The 18,276-nt window shown below is 67.8% G+C and carries 17 protein-coding genes, 2 pseudogenes and 1 riboswitch; of the genes and pseudogenes, 11 read left to right on the top strand and 8 right to left on the bottom strand.

Annotated elements, in window-relative coordinates; genetic code table 11:
- Positions 1-5 precede the first annotated feature (5 nt).
- Together OG707_RS40365 and OG707_RS40370 are read left to right on the top strand one after the other, a co-directional pair.
- Positions 6-626: a TetR/AcrR family transcriptional regulator gene (locus OG707_RS40365; RefSeq protein WP_329127040.1), complete on the top strand. Its 621-nt coding sequence runs from the start codon at positions 6-8 to the stop codon at positions 624-626.
- A 224-nt stretch (positions 627-850) separates the two neighbouring features.
- Complete coding sequence (locus OG707_RS40370; protein ID WP_329127042.1) at positions 851-1,144, top strand: DUF6247 family protein; 294 nt, start codon at positions 851-853, stop codon at positions 1,142-1,144.
- A gap of 356 nt (positions 1,145-1,500) precedes the next feature.
- On the opposite strand, the gene OG707_RS40375 is transcribed toward OG707_RS40370, so the two are convergent.
- The gene (locus OG707_RS40375) at positions 1,501-2,412 is read right to left on the bottom strand and encodes an alpha/beta hydrolase (RefSeq protein WP_329127043.1); all 912 of its coding nucleotides are present in this window, start codon (positions 2,410-2,412) and stop codon (positions 1,501-1,503) included.
- Between the two features lie 109 nt (positions 2,413-2,521).
- Between OG707_RS40375 and OG707_RS40380 the strand changes: the two genes are divergently transcribed.
- Entirely contained in the window at positions 2,522-2,974 is a 453-nt protein-coding gene (locus OG707_RS40380) for a MarR family winged helix-turn-helix transcriptional regulator (protein ID WP_329127045.1), read from the top strand.
- 74 nt (positions 2,975-3,048) lie between these two features.
- Here OG707_RS40380 and OG707_RS40385 read toward each other — a convergent pair whose 3' ends face one another.
- Positions 3,049-4,221: an RNA-guided endonuclease InsQ/TnpB family protein gene (locus tag OG707_RS40385; RefSeq protein WP_329128222.1), complete on the bottom strand. Its 1,173-nt coding sequence runs from the start codon at positions 4,219-4,221 to the stop codon at positions 3,049-3,051.
- A gap of 38 nt (positions 4,222-4,259) precedes the next feature.
- Between OG707_RS40385 and tnpA the strand changes: the two genes are divergently transcribed.
- On the top strand, positions 4,260-4,658 hold the full coding sequence (tnpA, locus tag OG707_RS40390) for an IS200/IS605 family transposase (protein WP_329128224.1): 399 nt from the start codon (positions 4,260-4,262) through the stop codon (positions 4,656-4,658).
- Positions 4,659-4,794: 136 nt separating this feature from the next.
- Positions 4,795-6,456, top strand: coding sequence for an IS1182 family transposase (locus tag OG707_RS40395; protein ID WP_329126923.1), 1,662 nt, complete (start codon positions 4,795-4,797; stop codon positions 6,454-6,456).
- 128 nt (positions 6,457-6,584) lie between these two features.
- Here OG707_RS40395 and OG707_RS40400 read toward each other — a convergent pair whose 3' ends face one another.
- Positions 6,585-7,316: a siderophore-interacting protein gene (locus OG707_RS40400; RefSeq protein ID WP_329127046.1), complete on the bottom strand. Its 732-nt coding sequence runs from the start codon at positions 7,314-7,316 to the stop codon at positions 6,585-6,587.
- Between the two features lie 101 nt (positions 7,317-7,417).
- Between OG707_RS40400 and OG707_RS40405 the strand changes: the two genes are divergently transcribed.
- On the top strand, positions 7,418-10,219 hold the full coding sequence (locus OG707_RS40405; RefSeq protein WP_329127047.1) for a GNAT family N-acetyltransferase: 2,802 nt from the start codon (positions 7,418-7,420) through the stop codon (positions 10,217-10,219).
- 364 nt (positions 10,220-10,583) lie between these two features.
- Here the strand turns inward: OG707_RS40405 and OG707_RS40410 are convergent, their stop codons facing one another.
- Positions 10,584-11,261, bottom strand: a complete 678-nt coding sequence (locus OG707_RS40410) for a DUF4232 domain-containing protein (RefSeq protein WP_329127049.1) — start codon at positions 11,259-11,261, stop codon at positions 10,584-10,586.
- Positions 11,262-11,534: 273 nt separating this feature from the next.
- On the opposite strand from OG707_RS40410, the gene OG707_RS40415 reads away from it, so the two are divergent.
- Complete coding sequence (locus tag OG707_RS40415) at positions 11,535-11,825, top strand: WhiB family transcriptional regulator (protein ID WP_329128225.1); 291 nt, start codon at positions 11,535-11,537, stop codon at positions 11,823-11,825.
- A gap of 27 nt (positions 11,826-11,852) precedes the next feature.
- Positions 11,853-12,128: pseudogene (locus tag OG707_RS40420) on the top strand (FAD-dependent oxidoreductase); the annotation flags it as partial.
- 78 nt (positions 12,129-12,206) lie between these two features.
- On the opposite strand, the gene OG707_RS40425 reads toward OG707_RS40420, so the two are convergent.
- Positions 12,207-13,268, bottom strand: coding sequence for an FAD-dependent monooxygenase (locus OG707_RS40425; RefSeq protein ID WP_329127050.1), 1,062 nt, complete (start codon positions 13,266-13,268; stop codon positions 12,207-12,209).
- 82 nt (positions 13,269-13,350) lie between these two features.
- On the opposite strand from OG707_RS40425, the gene OG707_RS40430 reads away from it, so the two are divergent.
- The gene (locus OG707_RS40430; protein WP_329127053.1) at positions 13,351-13,836 is read left to right on the top strand and encodes a TetR/AcrR family transcriptional regulator; all 486 of its coding nucleotides are present in this window, start codon (positions 13,351-13,353) and stop codon (positions 13,834-13,836) included.
- Between the two features lie 269 nt (positions 13,837-14,105).
- Here the strand turns inward: OG707_RS40430 and OG707_RS40435 are convergent, their stop codons facing one another.
- Complete coding sequence (locus OG707_RS40435; RefSeq protein ID WP_329127054.1) at positions 14,106-14,525, bottom strand: hypothetical protein; 420 nt, start codon at positions 14,523-14,525, stop codon at positions 14,106-14,108.
- Positions 14,526-14,615: 90 nt separating this feature from the next.
- On the opposite strand from OG707_RS40435, the gene OG707_RS40440 reads away from it, so the two are divergent.
- Together OG707_RS40440 and OG707_RS40445 are read left to right on the top strand one after the other, a co-directional pair.
- Entirely contained in the window at positions 14,616-15,239 is a 624-nt protein-coding gene (locus OG707_RS40440; protein ID WP_329127056.1) for a hypothetical protein, read from the top strand.
- 42 nt (positions 15,240-15,281) lie between these two features.
- Positions 15,282-15,459 (top strand): annotated as a pseudogene (locus OG707_RS40445) (IS5/IS1182 family transposase); the annotation flags it as partial.
- Positions 15,460-15,841: 382 nt separating this feature from the next.
- Here OG707_RS40445 and OG707_RS42510 read toward each other — a convergent pair.
- Both OG707_RS42510 and OG707_RS40460 read right to left on the bottom strand, forming a co-directional pair.
- Positions 15,842-16,929 (bottom strand): IS630 family transposase gene (locus OG707_RS42510; protein ID WP_443071354.1). Its coding sequence is split into 2 segments (ribosomal slippage): positions 15,842-16,468 and positions 16,471-16,929, totalling 1,086 coding nucleotides; the frame shifts between segments, so codons are not numbered across the junction.
- A gap of 60 nt (positions 16,930-16,989) precedes the next feature.
- Positions 16,990-18,150, bottom strand: a complete 1,161-nt coding sequence (locus OG707_RS40460; RefSeq protein WP_329127058.1) for a phosphoribosylaminoimidazolecarboxamide formyltransferase — start codon at positions 18,148-18,150, stop codon at positions 16,990-16,992.
- 34 nt (positions 18,151-18,184) lie between these two features.
- Positions 18,185-18,269, bottom strand: a riboswitch (ZMP/ZTP riboswitch).
- Positions 18,270-18,276 lie beyond the last annotated feature (7 nt).

The following is an 18,276-nucleotide window of genomic DNA, read 5'->3' on the forward strand; positions in this document are numbered from 1 at the left end:
CGAGCATGACCGTGCAGTCCGGACGCCGTGAGCGCAAGAAGGCCGCGACCCGCCAGAAGATCGCCGACACCGCGCTGCGGCTCTTCCTGGAACGCGGTTACGACGCGGTGGGCATCCGTGACGTGGCAGCCGAGGCCGACGTGGCCGTCACCACGCTCTTCTCACACTTCGCCTCGAAAGAGGCCCTGGTGTTCGAGCAGGACGAGGACTTCGAGCAGCGCCTCACGCAGGCGGTCACCGGCCGGGCGCCGCACGAGCCGCTCATCCCCGCGCTGCGCCGCGAGATCCTGGCCCTGGTGCGGCACTGCACAGCGGACAGCGCCGCACCGATCTGGCGCATGATCGACGGATCTCCCACCCTGCGGAAGTACGACGAGTCGCTCCGCCTACGCCACGCGGACGCCCTGGCCGCAGCCATCGCCGCCGATCCCGACCTGACGCTGAGCGAAACCGCCACCCGCACCATCGCGAGGTTCGTGATCGACGCCTACTCGCTGGCCCGCGAAGCCGCCGACCCGCAGGCCGCCCTGGACGAGATCTTCCAAATGATCGAGGCGGCGTGGGAGGTCACCTGCCCCTCTGTAAGTGGTCACCCTGGTCCCGATGGGCCGCGGCCGCGGGTATGAGACGGCGTCACTTACCACGGCGAGGCACGAAGTTGGGCATCGCCACGGGAAGCGACGAGAACTGCCCGAACTCGTTATCGGCCTATGGCGCGGTGGTGGCCCAAGCGCCGCCGGGGTAACGATACGAAGCAGAGACACCGAGCGTCCGACACGACGTGAGACAGCGGACAGACCCGCTGCTTTCGGGACCGGTGTCCGACACGAGCCGCGAGACCCTACACGTTGTGGGGCTCAAAACCTTCTGCACCCTGCAGCAGGTCGGGGCGGTGATCGTGCGGCAACTGTGGCGGCGGCCGGACTGTCCGGCCGAGGCCTGGGTGCTGGCCTTCGAGCGGGACTGGGCGAGGGTGTTGGAGGACTCCCGTCACAGCTTCAGCCTCACCCCGCTCCACGACACCGTCCGCAGCTGGCAGTTACGTGTTGCCGCGGCGGCCCCGGCTGTCGACGCCTATCTGGACTCCGGCCGGGACGAGACTGGCTTCGTCGACCCGGACGGCGTGCTCGGCGCCCGCCCGTGAGCGGTGGCCCCCGGGACGCTGCAGCTGTCCTAGCAGGCCGTGAAGACCCTCGGCGAACTCCCCTCGCCCGCCCGGGAGATGGTCCGCGACGTGCTCGACATCGCGGTGCGCTCACCGTGGGGCTGGCCCCAGTGGAACACGGGCGACCCCGAAGGCGAGGACGTCCGTACCGCCCGCACGCATCCGAAATTGATCTGCGATTGCGCACGCTCCTGCCCATCCCAGACCTTCGGGGCGGTCGGCGGCGGGGCAGCGACCGAAGACCGCTTCTGGGTGAGCATTCTGGACCTTCTTCCTGCTCCCCGCCCTGGAGGTGCGGGGAGCAGCCACATACGCCTGGCGTTGGGAACATCCGGTCAGCGCTGCTGTGCAGCGGAGGCGTTGAGGCGGCTTGCGAGGAAGCGGGCGGCGCGGTCGAGGGCGGCATCTGCCTCGTCGAGACGCCCGTGCTCGCTCTGGTACACGTGCGGGAGACCCGGCCCGATCTCCAGTGTGGTCTCGACGTCGGCGGCGCCCGCACGGCCGGCCAGGCGGACCGCGTCGTCGAGCAGCACCTCGTTCGCCCCGACCTGTACGAGCAGCGGGGGCAGGCCGGAGAGGTCGGCGAACACCGGGCTCGCCAGGGGGTGACTCCGGTCGCCCGCCCCGACGTAGAGATCCGCGTACGCGCGCACGTCGGCCGCGGTGAAGATCGGGTCAGCGTCCTCCTTGGTGCGCATGCTCGCTCCGGAGAGGGTGAGGTCGACCCACGGGGAGAAAACGACGGCGGCGGCCGGCTGAGGCAGTCCCGCCTCGCGGGCGGCGAGCAGAGTGGCGATGGTCAGGCCGCCACCGGCGGAGTCACCGGCCACGACGACCTCGCGCGGGTCTGCTCCGGTGTCCAGCAGGTCACGGTAGGCGGCGAGCCCGTCGTCGACGGCCGCGGGAAAGGGGTGCTCGGGAGCCAGCCGGTAGTCCACCGATGTCGCCCGGATCCCGGCACGGGCGGCGAGTTCGCCCGCTATGCCGACGTGGGTGTCCGGAGCGCCGATGACGTAGCCACCACCGTGGAAGTAGAGCAGCCGCCCGCGGTCTGCCGCCTTGGCCGGTGCCAGATCCAGGGCGGGCCGCCCGCCCAGGACGGTCTTACGGGTGACCACGCCCTCCGGTGCCGGTCGCGTCATGACCGTGGCGAACAAGGCCCGCTGCTGCGCGGGGGTGGGCGGCGTCTCACTGCGCGGGGCGGAACGGAGCAGGGCGTCCAGAGCTTGGCGCTGCTGTTGGGACATGGTGAGCCTCCATCAAGTTGACGTGCAAGGATGCATTCCAAGGAATCTATCTGTTCGCATCCAACTACCTTCCAGGGAAGATGATTCCCAGGAATCTACTGGAGGTTTTGTGAGCCACACCACATCAGTCTTCCTCGATCTCGTCCGCGTGGAGACCCGGCTCTACAACGCGGTCGGCGCCCGCCTGCGCACAGAACAAGGCCTGTCGTTGGGTCAGTTCGAGTTCCTGCAGATCATCGACCAGTCGGACGGATGCCGCGTGCTCGACATCGCCGGCGAGTTGGCCATCACCGTGGGGGCCGTCAGCAAGGCCGTCGACCGACTGGTGGCCGCACACTGGTGCGCACGGATCGCGCACCCTCAGGACCGCCGCTCCTCCGTACTGCGCCTCACACCCAAGGGCGAGGAAGTACTGGCGGCTGCCCGCCCGGTGGTCGAGAGCACGCTCGCTTCACTGACGCAGACGGTTCCCGCTGCCGACCTGAGACGCCTCGCCGCCACTCTGCATTCCCTCCGAGCGGTCCTCGAGGCGGACAACCAAGGCCAACCGGGGTCAACTTGACCTGGCCCTAAAGGGCCAGGCTTGGAGGTGGTCGTCCCAACTGGCTGCTGGGTGATCCCTCCGTTCAGACACCCCTATGGGCTGTCAGGGACGCGTGACTCACGCCCCGCGATCCACACGGGCTCGGCCCTGCGGCCGATGTTGTGGGATGCGTTGTCGTCCGCGTTGGCGAGAAACCCGCAGGCCCTGCACGCGAACGTTGCTTGATCGATCCGGTTCTTCCGGTCGATGTGGTAGCACTCGGAGCATTGCTGGCTGGTGTATGCCGGATCGACATACACCAGCGGCACCCCAACCCGGCGTGCCTTGTATGCAAGGAAGGAGCCGAGCTGGTGGAAGCTCCACGAATGCAGTTGTGCACGCTGTCCTTTACGGAGCCGTACCCGGTCACGGATGCCGGTCAGCTCTTCGAGAGCCAGGCCGCGTCCGGTGCGTTCAGCGATGGTGACGATGGTCTTGGAGACGATGTGGTTGACGTTGGCGGTGTGACGGGCTTCCTTGCGGGAGCGCTGCTTGAGCCGTCGTCTTGCGGACTGGGTTCCCTTGGCCTGCAACTTGGCCCGCAGGTCCAGCTGCCGCTTCCGGTGCCGGTTCAGACCGCGCCCGGCGGCCCGGTAGCCGGTGGAAGTGGTGGCGATGTTGACGAGCCCGAGGTCGACGCCAATCCAGTCGGCCGGGTTCTCGTTGACCGGCTTCTCGGGGACCTCACAGACCGCGATCAGGTAGAACACCCCCTCACGTTCGACCAGATCGGACTCACCCCTGCGATGCTCACGAAGCACCTTGAGAGCATCCGGGGAGCAGACGAACCCGACGTTCTTGAGTCGCCCGGCCGTCGTCCATATCGACACTGTCTGGGCATCCAACTGCCATGACAGAGACCGGTCATCGAACGGCTGCGCCGCCTTTGGCCGAAACGTGATCGGCTTCGACTCCGCTTTCACCCGCCTCTTCGAGCCCTCCCCGCCGAGATTCCCGGCCCGGATGTTCGCCTTCAACGTCGTGTAGGCATCCCGCGTCTTCTTGATCACGTGCTGCGCGGCCTGAGCGCCGAGCCCACGGGCCTTCAGCTCGGCGTAGGCGTGCTTCCGCAGCTCGTACTCACGCGGAACCCCACGCTCGAACGCCACTTTGGAAACCCAGCACGCCGCCTCATTTACCGTTCGCAGCGTGGAGCGGAGCGCGGCGGCCTGGTCGGCCTCCGGCATCAGCTTCACCTGCGTCACGATCTTCACGTAGCTGATTATATTGATCTATGTCACCTTGATGGGAGCCAAACCCCAACATTCACAGGGGTCGTAGCGTCGTCCACACCCTCCACGCCCACTTGGTCTTCACACCCACATACCGACGTGGACCCTTCACCGACGAGATCCTCAACCGCTGCGAAGAAATCACGCGGACCGTCTGTGCCGACTTCGAGACCGAGCTAGTCGAATTCAACGGCGAACGCGACCACGTCCACCTCCGCGTGCGCTACCCGCCGAAGATCGCCCTGTCCCGACTCGTCGGCTCCCTCAAGGGTGTCTCCGCCCGCAGACTCCGCCAGGAGTACCCCGACCACGTCCGTACATATCTGTGGGACGCCCACTTCTGGTCACCCTCCTACTTCGCCCCGTCCTGCGGCGGCGCCCCACTGAGCATCATCAAGGACTACATCGAGCAGCAAAAACGCCCGAACTGACCTGCACATCAGAACAATCCAGAGAAGCGATTCCTCCCGGGCCTGAAGGACTCCGTTGGGGAACTCGTGATTCGAGCAGGTCCATGTCGTTTGCCTTGTTGATGGCTATGGTCGTTGGCGGGGTGGGGAGAGCGGGATGTCGCTGGAATCGCGGGCCGATGATGGGGTGCCTGAGCTGACGGCCCGGGTGGTGAGGGCCTCGTTCCCCAAGGGGACCCTGGCCATCCGGATCCGGGAAGTCCTCGGTGCGCTGTTCACGGATGAGGACTTCGCCGAGGCCTTCTCCGGTCGAGGTCGGCCCGCGATCTCGCCGGGGTCTCTGGCGTTGGTGTCAGTGCTGCAGTATGCCGAGGGACTGTCCGACCGGCAGGCCGCTGACCAGGTGCGGGCCAGGATGGACTGGAAGTATCTGCTGGGACTGGAGTTGGACGATCCAGGGTTCGACTTCACCGTCCTGGGAGACTTCCGCTCCCGTCTCATCACGCACGGGCTGGAAGAGCGAGTCTTTCAGGTGGTGCTGGCCCGACTCTCGGAGGCCGCACTCCTGCGGGCTGGCGGCCGGCAGCGCACCGACTCCACGCACGTGCTGGCCGCGGTGCGCACGCTGAACCGGATGGAGTTCGTCGGCGAGACGCTGCGGGCGGCGCTGGAGGTGCTGGCCGCGGCCGCCCCTAACTGGCTGACGCCGCTGATCAGCCCAGCGTGGGTGGAGCGTTACGGGGCCAAGGTGGACAACTACCGCTTCCCGAAAGGGGAGAACGTCCGCCGGGAGTGGGCCGAGCAGGTTGGCCGGGACGGGTTCGCTCTCCTTGACGCCGTCGATGCGGCGACCGCTCCGGCCTGGCTGTGTGAGGTCCCCGCGGTCCGCATTCTGCGCCGGGCCTGGTCGGAGCAGTATCACCGGGATGGGCAGGAGGTGTGCTGGCGGGAGGGCAAGGACCTCCCGCCGGCTAGAGACCGGCTGTCCTCGCCATATGACACCGACGCCCACTACGGCATCAAACGCGGCTCGGGCTGGTGCGGTTACAAGGTCCACCTGAGTGAGACCTGCGAGCCGGACGCACCGCATCTGATCACCAACGTGGAGACCACGAACGCCACCGTCAACGACACCGAGGTCACCGCAGAGGTCCACCAGCACCTGGCAGAGCGGGAGTTGAAACCGTGTGAGCATGTGGTCGACGCCGGATATGTCACCGCCGCCCACATCCTGGCCGCCCGCGAGAACCACGGCATCGACCTGGTCGGCCCCGTCGGCCTCGACACCCACCACAGCGGACGCGATACGCAGGCACCGGACCTGACCCAGGCCGCATTCAAAACGGACTGGGAGGCCAGGAAGGTCGTCTGCCCCCAGGGAGCATCCAGCATCAGCTGGTCCCAGCAGCGCAAGGCCAGCGGGACCCCGCTCGTCCGGGTGCACTTCGCACTCGCCGACTGCGACCCATGCCCACTGAGGCAGAGGTGCACCAAGGCAGCCAACGGCAAGTGGGGCCGCAGCCTGACCCTGCTGCCTCGCGAGCAGCAGCAGATCCTCGAAGAACGACGCGCTGAGCAGCAGACCGACGCGTGGAAGGAACGCTACGACGTGCGCGCCGGGGTGGAGGGCACCATCTCCCAGGCCGTCCGCCGCACTCACCTGCGACGCACCCCCTACCGGGGCCAGAGCAAGACGCACCTCGCCAATGTCCTCTCCGCCACCGCCCTCAACATCGCCCGAGTCGACGCCTGGCTGAACGGCACCCCACTCGGCGCCACCCGCGTCTCCCACCTCGCACGCCTCACCCTCGCGGCATGACCCGAACCCGAGAGCCGATTTACGGATTTCCCAACGGAGTCCTGAAGGCCCGGGGTTCCTCGCTAGATCAAGCTGAAGACGTTCACTGGGTGAACGGAGCCAGCAGTCCCGCTTCGGGCGTCTGCAGGTCAGCTGCTGCGCCAGTAACCCAGCGCGCTCACCCGATCTTTCGGCACGTTCAACTCTTTGCGCGCGTACGCGGCCAAGGCGCGTGTGGTTGCCGTGTCGCAGGCGATCCAGATGTACGCATCGGACGTGTCCTCACCCAGAAGACCCGGCAGTTCGGCCTTGACGTCCTCGACCAGGTGCTGTCCGGCTTCCCGGCGTTCCACATGACGCAGGGTGTGGTGGGCAGGGTCCAGGCGGAACGGCAGTTTCTTGTCGGAGGTGTGCGTCGTCTCGCACCAGATGGTGGCCGGAGTCCGCGGGACGGCGTCCAGTAGCGAGTTGATCGCCGGCGCGGACGCCGCGTCGCCGATGATGAAGAGCCGTGCGGGCGCCGGTTTTGGCAGGGCGAATTCCGTTCCCTGGAGCGTCGCGTCGATGCTGTCGCCCGGCTGAGCGGCGCGGGCCCAGTCGCTCGCCGTGCCGTCGTGCAGGGCGAACTCCAGGCTGAACGTCCCCGCGGACGGGTCCGGGTCGACCAGTGTGTACGCGCGCTGGTGAGGTTTTCCCGCCCGCTCGAACCAGACCCTCACCCACATGGTCGGGTGCGCGCCGCCTGTCGCGGCGAGCAGTCCTCCGTCGGAGAAGTGCACCCGACGGAAGTGCTCGGTGACCTGTTCGACGCCGGTCACGGTGAACGTGAAATCGCGTCCCCGCATGAGCTTGAGGACAACGCCCTCCCAGCCATGGCCCACAGCTGTCTCCTCTCCAGAAGTGCAAGTAAGGGTAGGCTAACCTAAATGTGGTTGCTGGGGGAGTGGCCGGTTATTGACGTGCACCGGAGTAGGGGAGCGGGATGACATTCAAGGCGCGGTACGAGCACATGCGGGACGACTGGGGGATACCTCACCTCCGGGCGGACGACGCGCTTGCGCTGGCCTACGGCCAAGGGCACGCCACGGCTCTGGACCGCGCCTGGCAGCTGGAGTTCGACCGGCACCGAGTGCAGGGCACCACGGCCGCGTTCCTCGGAGAGGAAGCAGTCGACTGGGACCGGTTCGCGCGACAGTCCCGGCTCGACGACACCGCACAGCGCTGCTTCCGGACTCTGGAGCCGGAGACCGCGGCCTGGGTGACGGCCTACACCGACGGCGTCAACGCCGCGCTGGCCGAAGGCGCCTCGCAAGCACCGGAATTCACCGCCATGGGACTCGCTCCCGGCACCTGGAGACCCTGGACCCCCTTGGGGGTCTGGCTCGCCACCCACATCCTGTTCGCCGGTTTCCCCACCAAGATCTGGCGCGACGAAGTCGCCCGGCTGCTGGGTGAGGAGGCGATCGGGCTCTTCGCCACGGACGGCCCAGGCACCACCGGAAGCAACGGCTGGCTCGTCGAGGGAGAACGCACCGCGACCGGCGCCCCGATCATCGCGGGTGACCCGCACCGGTACATCGAGGACCCGGGCGTCTACCAGCAGATCCGGCTCGCCTGCCCCGAGTTCGACGTCGTCGGACTCGCCGTCCCGGGGGTACCAGGCATCGCCCACTTCGCGCACACCGGCGGCGTCGCCTGGGCGATCACCAACGCCATGGCGGACTACCAGGACCTGTACCGCGAACAGCTGCGGCGCACCGGCGACGGCCGTGTCGAAGCACTGGGCCCCGACGGCTGGCGTCCCGCCGCCGCACACACCGAGACCATTGACGTCGCGGGCGCCGCACCCGTAACCGTCGAGATCATCGAGACCGACCGGGGCCCCGTCATCGCCGGAGGGCCACAGGAGCCCTCCGCCCCGAGCGATCGGCGGGACATGGTCGAGACGGCGGGCGACGACGACCAGAATCCGCAGCACGCCGCGCAGCCGTTCGGATCCGTCCAAACGCTGAGCCTGCGTCAACTGCCCCGCGTCACAGGCGAGCTTGGCTTCGACGCGCTCCCGGCCCTGCTCCGCGCCCGTACCGTCGCCGACGTGGATGCCGCGCTCGACCGCTGGGTGGAGCCCGTCAACGTCGTACTCGCGGCGGACACCAGTGGCGCCACCCTGTACCGTGTCGCCGGTTACGTCCCCCGGCGTCCCTACGTCAACAGCCTGCGGCCGGTGCCCGCCTGGGAGTCGGTGCACGGCTGGCGTGCCGGCCGTGCACCGACTCCCAGGAAGCGGATCGAAGGCCTCGCTGTGATGGCCAACGAGCGCGGTCTCGCCGCCCCGCTCGGCGTCGAGTTCGCGCCACCGCACCGAGCGGACCGCATCGGCGAACTTCTGGCCACCTCCACAGACTGGACGGCCACGGACATGGCCGCCATCCACACCGACACGCTCCTGGCCTCGGCGGGCCCTCTGCTGGGCCTCCTCGCGGCGGCCCCCGGCCTCAGCCCCGATGCCGTACGACTGCGCGACCGGCTGTTGACCTGGGACCGGCACATGGACGCCGCGTCCACCGACGCCTCCCTGTACGCGGCCGTGCGCGCGCACGTCGTGCACCGGCTCGCGGCACACCCCTCGCTGGCTCCACTGGTCGGTCCCGGACGGCCCGCCAGGCCCGGCGCCTACCCAGGGCTGTTCCTTCCCTGGCTGGCGGCGCTGCCGCGCATCGGGTTCGCCCTGGAGTTCCTGCTGGACGGCGGACCTGTCCCGCACGGCGAACGCATCGCCATGGTGGCAGCCGCCGCAGAGAGCATCGCCAGATCCCTCGCGGAACCGCACAAGAGCGGCCCAGGGCCGTGGGCCTCAGCACATCAGCTCGTCACCTGGCAGGCCCTGCCCGGCACGGCGGGCAGCAGCGCTGCACCCGCTTCGGCAGGACTGGCCGGCGACCACGACTGCGTACTGTCCACCTCCAGCACCCCGGGCATCACCCACCACAGCACCCGCGGCCCCGCCGCCCGTTACGTCTGGGACCTGGCGCGACGCGAGGACAGCCTCTGGATCGTCCCACTGGGAGCATCCGGCGTCCCCGGTGACGCCCACCACCGCGACCAGCTCCCGCTCTGGGTGGAGGGCGCCCTCGTCCCCGTGACCACCGACTGGAATCTGCTGCATCGAACCGAGGAGAAAACTCCCATGTCGCCCGCCCCCGCTGCGCTCCCGCCCGCCCGGCGCACCCCCCTGCACGAACAGAAGATCGACGGATTTGGAACGATCGTCCTCGTACCCGTCCACCCGGCTACCGACCTGGACCTGTTGTACTCGTGGGTCACCGAGGAGCGCGCCCGGTTCTGGGGAATGGGGCAGGAGAGCCGCGAACAGGTCCTGGAGACCTATGAGTTCCTCGACTCGCTGGCCACGCACCATGCTCTGCTTGCAGTGAGGGACGGTGTCCCTGTCGCCCTGTTCCAGACATACGACCCGGCCGCCGACCCGGTCGGCGAGTGCTACGAGGTGCGTCGTGGCGACTACGGCGTCCATCTGCTGATTGCCCCGCACCGGGGCGCGGTGCCCGAACCGGGTTTCACCGGGGCCTTGCTCTCGGTCCTGATCGCCTACGTCTTCAGCGACCCGGCCAACCTGCGCGTCGTCGTCGAGCCCGACGTCAGTAACGAGAAGGCGCTCACGCGCATGCTCAGAGCCGGGTTCGTGCTCGGCCCGGAGATCGACAAGCCGGAGAAGCGGGCCCGCCTCGCGTTCTTGAGCCGCGAGGCCGCCGCCGCGAAGGGATAGCTGGACGCCGCCGCTCGGTTCTTTGACTCGGCGTTGGCGTCACGCGTGAGGACTCCGACGCCTGCGACGGCCGTCGTGCCGACCGCTGCGGCGACGGTGGCGAGACCGGCACCGAATCCCTACCGCTTCACCCAGGCACGAGCCCGACAGTCCCAGCGAGATACGGAACGCACCTCCCACCGGACCGCGGATCACCCACCTCGATACGTCATCACATCCTCCGGAGATGGGGCCAGAACCGAGGAACACAAACCTCCTTGATCACAGGGAGGTGGGGCGGCCAGAACCGAGAGACGAACGGGGCCCGTGCACAAGTCCCTAACCAGGCTGCCGTTGAACGTGGCTGACTGGCAGTCACTGTTTCCTACTTGGTGGTGTGGGTGGGGTAGACCCGGACGTCGGTGTAGGCGCCCTTGATCTGACCGGCGGTGGAAGGCCACTCCAGGCTGATGGTGTGCGTCTCGTTCGGGGGTGTGACCAGGATGTTGGTCGGGGACGCGAGGCTGTGGCCGGTGGAGTCGATGGTGTAGGCGAGGTCGAAGACCGCGGCGTCGCCGGGCTTGAGGACGGTGATGCGCGGCTGGGCCTGGCCGCGCGCGATGGGGCTGGAGGTGTGGTCGGCGTCCTTGATGTCGACGCCGGCGAAGCCGGTGGCGGAGCAGGTGGTCGAACCTCGGTTGATCATGGTGATGTTGATCCGGCCCTCGTCCGTGCCGGCAGCGGCGTACTCGGCGTCGATGGCCAGGTCCTGGGTCTTGCAGAACGTGACCTTGCTGCCGGTCTGCGTGGCGCCGCTCGTGCTGGTGCCGGTCTGGGTGTCCTGGCCGGCGGAGTCCGGCTTCGTGTTGTTGGCGGTGGAGGCGCCGGAGTCCGAGCTGCCTCCAGACGTCGAGCCGCTGTCCGAGGACGGAGAGGCCGAGGCCGGGGTGGAGGCGTTCTGGGCGGCGGAGTCCTTGCCGGAGCCGTCGCTGCTGCAGGCGGTGAGGGAGAGGGTGGCGGCGAGGCTGATGGCGGCGAGAGCGGCGATGCGGCTGTTGTTCATGGTGTTCCCCCGTATGCGGTGCGGTGCGGTGCGTTTGCGGTCTGAAGTATTTGTATCTCGCACCGAGTTACGGGCGGTTCTCCGCGAGGTCTTCGTTCTGTCACAGGCACTTCGGCCCAGTCGACTGTCGGCAGGATGTGATCCCGCGACGCCCGATGGCAAAGCCGCCTCCAAGGAGTGCGAGGTGAATCCTGAGGAAACGGGCTGGCCACCCGGTGTCGGGGGAACTAGCGTCGTGATCAGGGAAGATACAAACGGGGAGAGAAAATGATGATGGTGGACGAGACGCCGTCCTGGCGGGAGAAGGCTGCCTGCCGGGGGACTGATGCGGAGCAGCTCTTCGCGGACTCAGTTCAGCAGAAGCGGGCGAAGGCGCTCTGCAACGGGTGCCCGGTGCGCGTCGAGTGCCTGACCGAAGCCCTGGACGCACGGGTGGAGTTCGGGGTCTGGGGCGGCATGACGGAACGAGAGCGGCGGGCCCTGCTGCGCCGCCGCCCTGGCGTCCGGTCGTGGGCGCGAGTCCTCCAGGCCGCCGGTGCCGCGCACAGTGTCGCGGCTGGGTAAGCCGGTTTGGCAGCGCGCGAACATACTGGGCGCTGCCAGGCACTGGAGGACGCGGTCACTCTGGCGGCCGCCCTCGGTTCGGAGTCCACCGTCGAGGCTGCGCTCGCTCGATACGAGGCCGAGCGCCGACCGCGGAGCCAGGTCGTCGCAGCAGCCGCCCGGCAGCCCGGGAGAATGGGCCAGCCACTGTCCCACCCGCTGGCCGTCCCCCTGCGGAACACGGCGATGCGACTGACCCCGTCCCGGGTCGCCACCCGTATGATCCTGCGTCACTACGCCTGGGTCCCGCCTTCGCTGAAGTGATCTACTTCAGCCCGGTGTTCAGGTGTTCCACCTGCTCGCCGTTCGTTGCCGAGGACTGCTCGGGCCGGGGCCTTGGAGTCACTGGGTGCTGCCGCCGAAAGCAGCAGCGCCCTCCTGCCCCTTGATCTGGTTCTCCGTCACGTACTCGCGCAGCTCGGCTTCGTAGGCGGTGAATGCGGCGGTGTGGTCGCCGTTTGCGGCGGTCAACTGGCGGGCCAGGGTGCGGGCCCCGATCAGGGCTTGTGAGGTGCCCATGCCGGCGGTCGGTGCGGCGCAGTATCCGGCGTCTCCCACGAGGACGACCCGGCCGGTCGACCAGGCGTCCAGGTGTACCTGGGCGGAGGAGGAGAAGTAGAAGTCGTCGGCGGCCGTCATCGCTTTGAGCAGGTCGGGTGCAATCCAGCCGACTCCGGCGAACGCGTCGCGCAGCGCCTGCTCCTGCTCGGTCCGCGGCCGACGGTCCAGGACGGGTGCCGCGGTCGCGAACGACAGGCTGACCGACATCCGGCCGGGATCGGCGGCGCTGAAGGCGTACACCGCGGTGCCCTCGCCGCTCTGCAGAACCCCTGTGTGGTCGAGCCCGAGGACGTTGTCGGCCGTGAACCCGGCGCCCGACATGCCCAGGTGACGCAGTGTCTGCTCGTGGGGGCGGAAGGCCAGTTGGCGGACCTTGGAGAAGAGCCCGTCCGCGCCGACCACCAAGTCGAAGGACCGGGGCGCGCCGTGTTCGAACTCGACCGCGACACCGTCGTCGTGCTGGGTGAGCGAGGTGAGGGAGTCACCGAAGACGTAAGTGAGTTCAGACTCGGTCAGACGGTGCAAGATCTTCGTCAACTCGGGCTTGGGGACCTCGAGTTCCCCGGCGAACGTCTCGGCAGGCAGCCTGCCGATCTCGCCTCCGTCCGCGTCGACGAGTGTGGTGCCGCGCATCGCGGTGTCGTGACCGCGGATCTCGTCCAGGACGCCGAGTTCGTCGAGGACGTCGAAGGCGGCGCCGCGGAAGTCGACGGCGTAGCCGCTGCCGCGCAGGCCGGGAGCCCGCTCGACGACCGTGACCTGGTAGCCGTCGGCGTGGAGGAAGTGTCCGAGGGCGGCACCCGCCACACCGGCACCCGAGATGAGGACCGTCTTCTTTGTCATGGCAAGGACCGTACGCCTAATTGCCCAAACGGTCTAGTCGAGTGTCTGAACCAAATGGTCAACTCGACGCTATGCTTGGATGATGGGAAACAAGCAGGACCTGCTCGACGGCGCCAAGCAGTGCCTCATCGAGCGCGGCTGGGCACGAACCACCGTCCGTGACATCGCAACCGCCGCCGGCGTCAGCCACGCCGCCATTGGCTACCACTTCGGCTCACGCGAAGCCCTACTCACCCAGGCACTGGTCGAGGCGGTCGACGAACTCGACGCCGCCCTCGCCGCCAGCCCCGGCGCGACCGACCCGCAAGAACGCTGGCAGGCACTGATCGACAGCTTCACCACCCACCGGGCACTATGGGTCGCCCAACTGGAGGCCGTCGTCCAGGCCGAACGCTCCCAGACAGTGCGCGAGCACCTCGCCGAGGGCCAACGACGGGCGCGCGAAGGCCTCGGCGGATCAGTCCCCCTCGCCCTTCTCGGCGGCCTCATGCTGCAATGGCTGGTCGACCCCGACAACGCCCCCACCGGCACGCAAGTCATCGACGGCCTCCGCGACCTCACCCAGTGATGCGAGAACCACACGGTGCACACCACCCGCGAACACAGACTCCGCAACCGGCGACCTCATCCGGGGTCGCGCCACCACCGCACCCGACGCCAACTCGCCTGACAGGCAAGGCAATCTGAGCGAGGGTTGGACCGTGCCTCAAGCGGATACTCACCCATGCGCGGAGAAGTCACACAGAGGACACCAGCAGAATGCCGGGCAGCGGCGGGCACTGCTCTGGACTACTCAGGCTGACGGGTTCTGTCCGTACCTCCGTGAAGTCGGTGGTGTCAGGAGCTTTGCGGAGTAGGCCAGGGTCGGCCGTCAGGTGCCTGGCCGGGGCGGCCGGCGAGGACGTAGTCGCGGTAGCCGTCGCCAGCCATGGACTGGTTCACCCAGCGTTCGCGCACGGCTCCAGTTCGGTCTGCGGCAGCGTCCAGTGCGGCAGCTGGGTCGCTAGTGGTTGCGACCAGGAGGCCGAAGTCCTCTTCCTCCGCATCGAACAGCGGAGGAAGAGAAACCAGGTCGTAGGTCTGGGGTTCGGTGTCGAGAACGGCGTGGAGGTAGATCTCGTAGTTGCCCTCGGCGGGCCGTACCTCGACGTAGGAGACACCAATCCGGTCGGGAGATTCGGATGGCCCGAGGAGCTGCTCGATGGCACGTCCCCGCTTGAGGACACTGAGGAGGAATGGCCCTGCCAGGTATTGCACGTCGCAACACTAGGGGCTTTCCGTGACTGGTGGTTCCCTTCGCCTGTCCCTGGTGCGCGCCTGGTGAGCGGCAGGTGACAGGCTTGCGGGATGCTGATCGAGGGATACGACGACGGCCCGTTGGCTGCCGGGGAGTGTCTGCTGACTCGCCCCGGGTTCTGGTCGAATTACCTGCTGGAGTTTTGCGCTGGCGGGACGGATGTTGAGCGTGCTGCCCCGGAGTGGTTCGGCGATGACGGCGCTGATACCGAAGCCTTGTCCGAGACCCTCATGGACCCCGAATGGTGGCCTGTGTTCCGGGTGCCTGCCTCGGCTGGTCCCGGAATCGTCGTGGTGTACCGCAACTTGGTCGGCGACTACCGCACCGACTTCCTGCTCGTCCCCGAAGGTCAGAGCGGCGTACAACGGATCACCGGCTGGGAGGGGGAATTGTCGGGAACAGGGCTGATGTGGCAAGACCTGGTGAACATGGCGGACAATCCAGCACCCGGGGCGGTCGGGGTCGAGGACTGCGCCGCCCGCCTCCTTCTGGTCCTGCCCCTCCTAGGCGATCCCGACGTTCCGGACGGTGCCTCTGGGCGGGTGAGCGCCGCCCTTGCCGCAGTCGGAGTCCCGCAAGGCGCCGCGTCCAACACGGCGGACTACCTACTCGCTCGCCTGACGGACAGATCGTGGCACGATCCCACATGGGGTTCACCCCTGAGCGGTAGTTGAACCTGCCCCCGGACGGCCGACCACGACCGAGATGATCTTCGCGTGGCTGGTGTGATCACGGCGTCTGAGCCGTCTTGGATAGGCCCGTTCAGCGGGCTGAGCCCCGCGCTGCTTCGGCAAATTGGTGGCCGCTGTGAGGCGTGAGACCGCGGCCGGGCTCCACCGCGGTCGGCCCTGGGGGCTCCTGCTTGAGGATCGCATTCTGCTCGTCACGGTTTACTGACGAACGAACTTGACGATGCGTCAGATGGCTCCGGGTCAGGCATCAACATCTACGAACTCGGCGAGGACGGCCTCATCCAGGACGCCAAGGCGTACTTCAACCAGGCCGTCTTCCAGGTCCAGCTCGCCGACTAGGCCCGAACCGTGGCCTCCGGTGCGGGCTTTCAAGGATAGGCAGTACGAGCTCGTACCGGGGGCGCACCCCGGCCCACCGCGATACCCGGAGAAAACGACACGCATCGGAATTTTCATGAGAACCTGACCCAACTTCGTCACAAGGCCAGCGACAGATTCCCGTTCATCCGTCCGCACTTCATGAATTGTGGGTTCACCGGCTTTAAGGTCCCCCACCGCTGGTTGGTGCGGGGGCCTCGATGACATTACTGAGCTTGAACTCGTGAAGTCGTCGGGTTGAGGGATAGGCCGGTTCCGGCAAGGCATCCGTCGATGAGGTCGCTGCGGTACTGGATCGTGCGCAGGCCGCGCCGGACGGTCTGGACCAGGTGGTCTGGGCTGGTGAAAGCAACGTTGCTGAGCCAGCCGCGCCGCAGCAGGGACCAGATGCCCTCGACCGGGTTGAGATCCGGTGCGTAGGACGGCAGTTGGTAGACGGTCAGCCAGTCCCGATCGGCGGTCCACCTGCGGAGCCGAACGTCGAGGTGCACGTTCAGGTTGTCCCAGATGAGCACGATCGGGCCGCCGAGTTGTTGGTGAGCGACCTGTAGCAGGTCGCGGTAGTCGGTCCAGGCGAAGGACTTGCGCCCGTCGCGCCGGCCGTCGTCGCGGCGGGGCCGGTAGATCAGGCGGGAGCGTTCGCCTGGTTTGTAGCAGGTCAGGGCGGCGATGGAGACGCGTCGGCGGGAGCGGCCACGGACCCGGATGACGGGGGTGTGCCCGCGTCGGGCCCACGTGCGGGCGATCGGCGGCGTCATCGAGAAGCCGGACTCGTCCTCGAAGACGATCCAGGCGTCGAGCGCCGCCGCGGTGTTTCCACCAGCGGCCAGGTCTCCTTCACCCAGCCAGTGATCGCCTCATCGTCACGCTCAAGGGCCCGTCTGGCCGGAATCTGACAGGAGAAACCGTGGCGGATCAGTAGCTTGCGCACACCCTGGATGGTGTAGCTCTTGTGGAAACGGCGGCCGATCACGGTCTTCACGCGGGTCAGCGTCCACCGCTGGTCCGGCCAGCCGTGAGCCATGGGCCCCTTGGCCAACTCCGCCTCCAGCTGCAGAAATTGGGCCTCGCTTAAGCGTGGCGGGGAGGCCGATCCGACCGAGCGCAGGGCCCGCGGGCCGCCCTTGGCCCACGACCTCCGCCACCGCTGCACCGACCGGACACTGACCCGCAGATCTTTCGCGATGACCAGGCTCGGCTCGCCACGGGCGAACCGCCCGGCCGCCACCTTCCGGATGCCCTCGCGGAACTCTCGCCGCTCGTCCGTCAGACCACCGCCCTGCGCGTACCTCATGACAACGGCATACCGCGAGGATCAACCCCTGTCAGCAGCTACGACACCACGAGTTCAGGCTCAGTAGTGGTGGAACAACCGGAGCCCGGTGCGGGTGAGAGCGATCCGATGCTCGCGGCAGGCGTCCTCGACCTCGCTGGAACGGATCGATCCACCCGGCTCGGCGATGTAGCCGACGCCATGCCGGTGGGCATGGTCGACGTTGTCGCGGAACGGCAAGGCGCCGTCCGACACGAACGCGACTTCTCTCAAACCAGTCAGCCATTGCCTGCGCTGGTCGTCAGTCAGCTCGGGTGCGGGTGCGGAGAGTGCTTTCGCCAGCCGAACGTTCTCGTCCGGGGTGAGGTCGCCCTCGATGAAGCGGATCTGCCAGTTGATCCGGTCCTGGCGCCGGATGTGCGGCTGGAAGGTGAGCGTGCGGGCCGCCGGGTGGCGTCGCAGCCACCAGGTGTCGGTTTTCGCGCCGGCCAGGCGGGTGCAGTCCACGCGGGACTGCTGGCCTGCGCCGATCCCCAGGGTTGTCCCGCCGCGCAAGAAGCACACGGAGTTGGACTGGGTGTAGCGCAGGACGGCCAAGCCCAGCAGGAGATCCTCCGCTGCCGTCGCGGGCAGCGAACCGCACACGACGTTGTCCAGCAGCTCGGTGGAGAGCGTCACCTCGTCGCGTTGCTGGGTTAGCCGCAGGCCGAACATCTCCCGTGTCTCATGTTGAGGGGGCATGAGCGCCTCATCTGCTTCCATGATCAGGAAACGGCCGTTCTTCTTCCGGCTGAGCGCCGCGACGGTGCCGGGAGCGTAGCCAGGGGCGATGATGCCGTCGCAGACCACACCCGTCAGCAGCTCGGCGAGTTCGGTGTCGACCGGGTGCGAGACTGCGGCGAAATCGCCGTAGGAGGATCTCGGATCGGCATCGCGGGCACGCAGGTAAGCGCTGGTGAGCGCTCCGACACCGTCGCGGTCGATGCTGTAGAGCTCAGCCGTGACGTCATCGACGGGCCCGGCCACCGCCGCGCCGGCCGGCGAGACATGCTTGAAGGAGGCGGCGGCAGGCCGGTGCAGAGCTCGGGCGGCCTCCAAGACCAGTTGCCAGCTGTTCAGCGCGTCCAGCATGTTGATGTAGGACGGGCTGCCCTGCAGCACGCGAACCGGCCACTGCCCAGGGCGTACTGGTGCGACATAGGCAGTGTGTTGCTGCGGGTTGATTCCGTAACGTAGATCCACGTCATAGCCTCCTGGGTCAGCTGGACATCACTGACGCTGGCGCCCAGGCGGTCGACGCTTACGCGAGAAAACGGCCGCTCCCCGGTGGTTGTCCACCTTCGCCAGTTGCGGCCGGGCAGGATCCTA

It is taken from the genome of Streptomyces sp. NBC_01465, assembly GCF_036227325.1.
Lineage (GTDB): Bacteria > Actinomycetota > Actinomycetes > Streptomycetales > Streptomycetaceae > Streptomyces.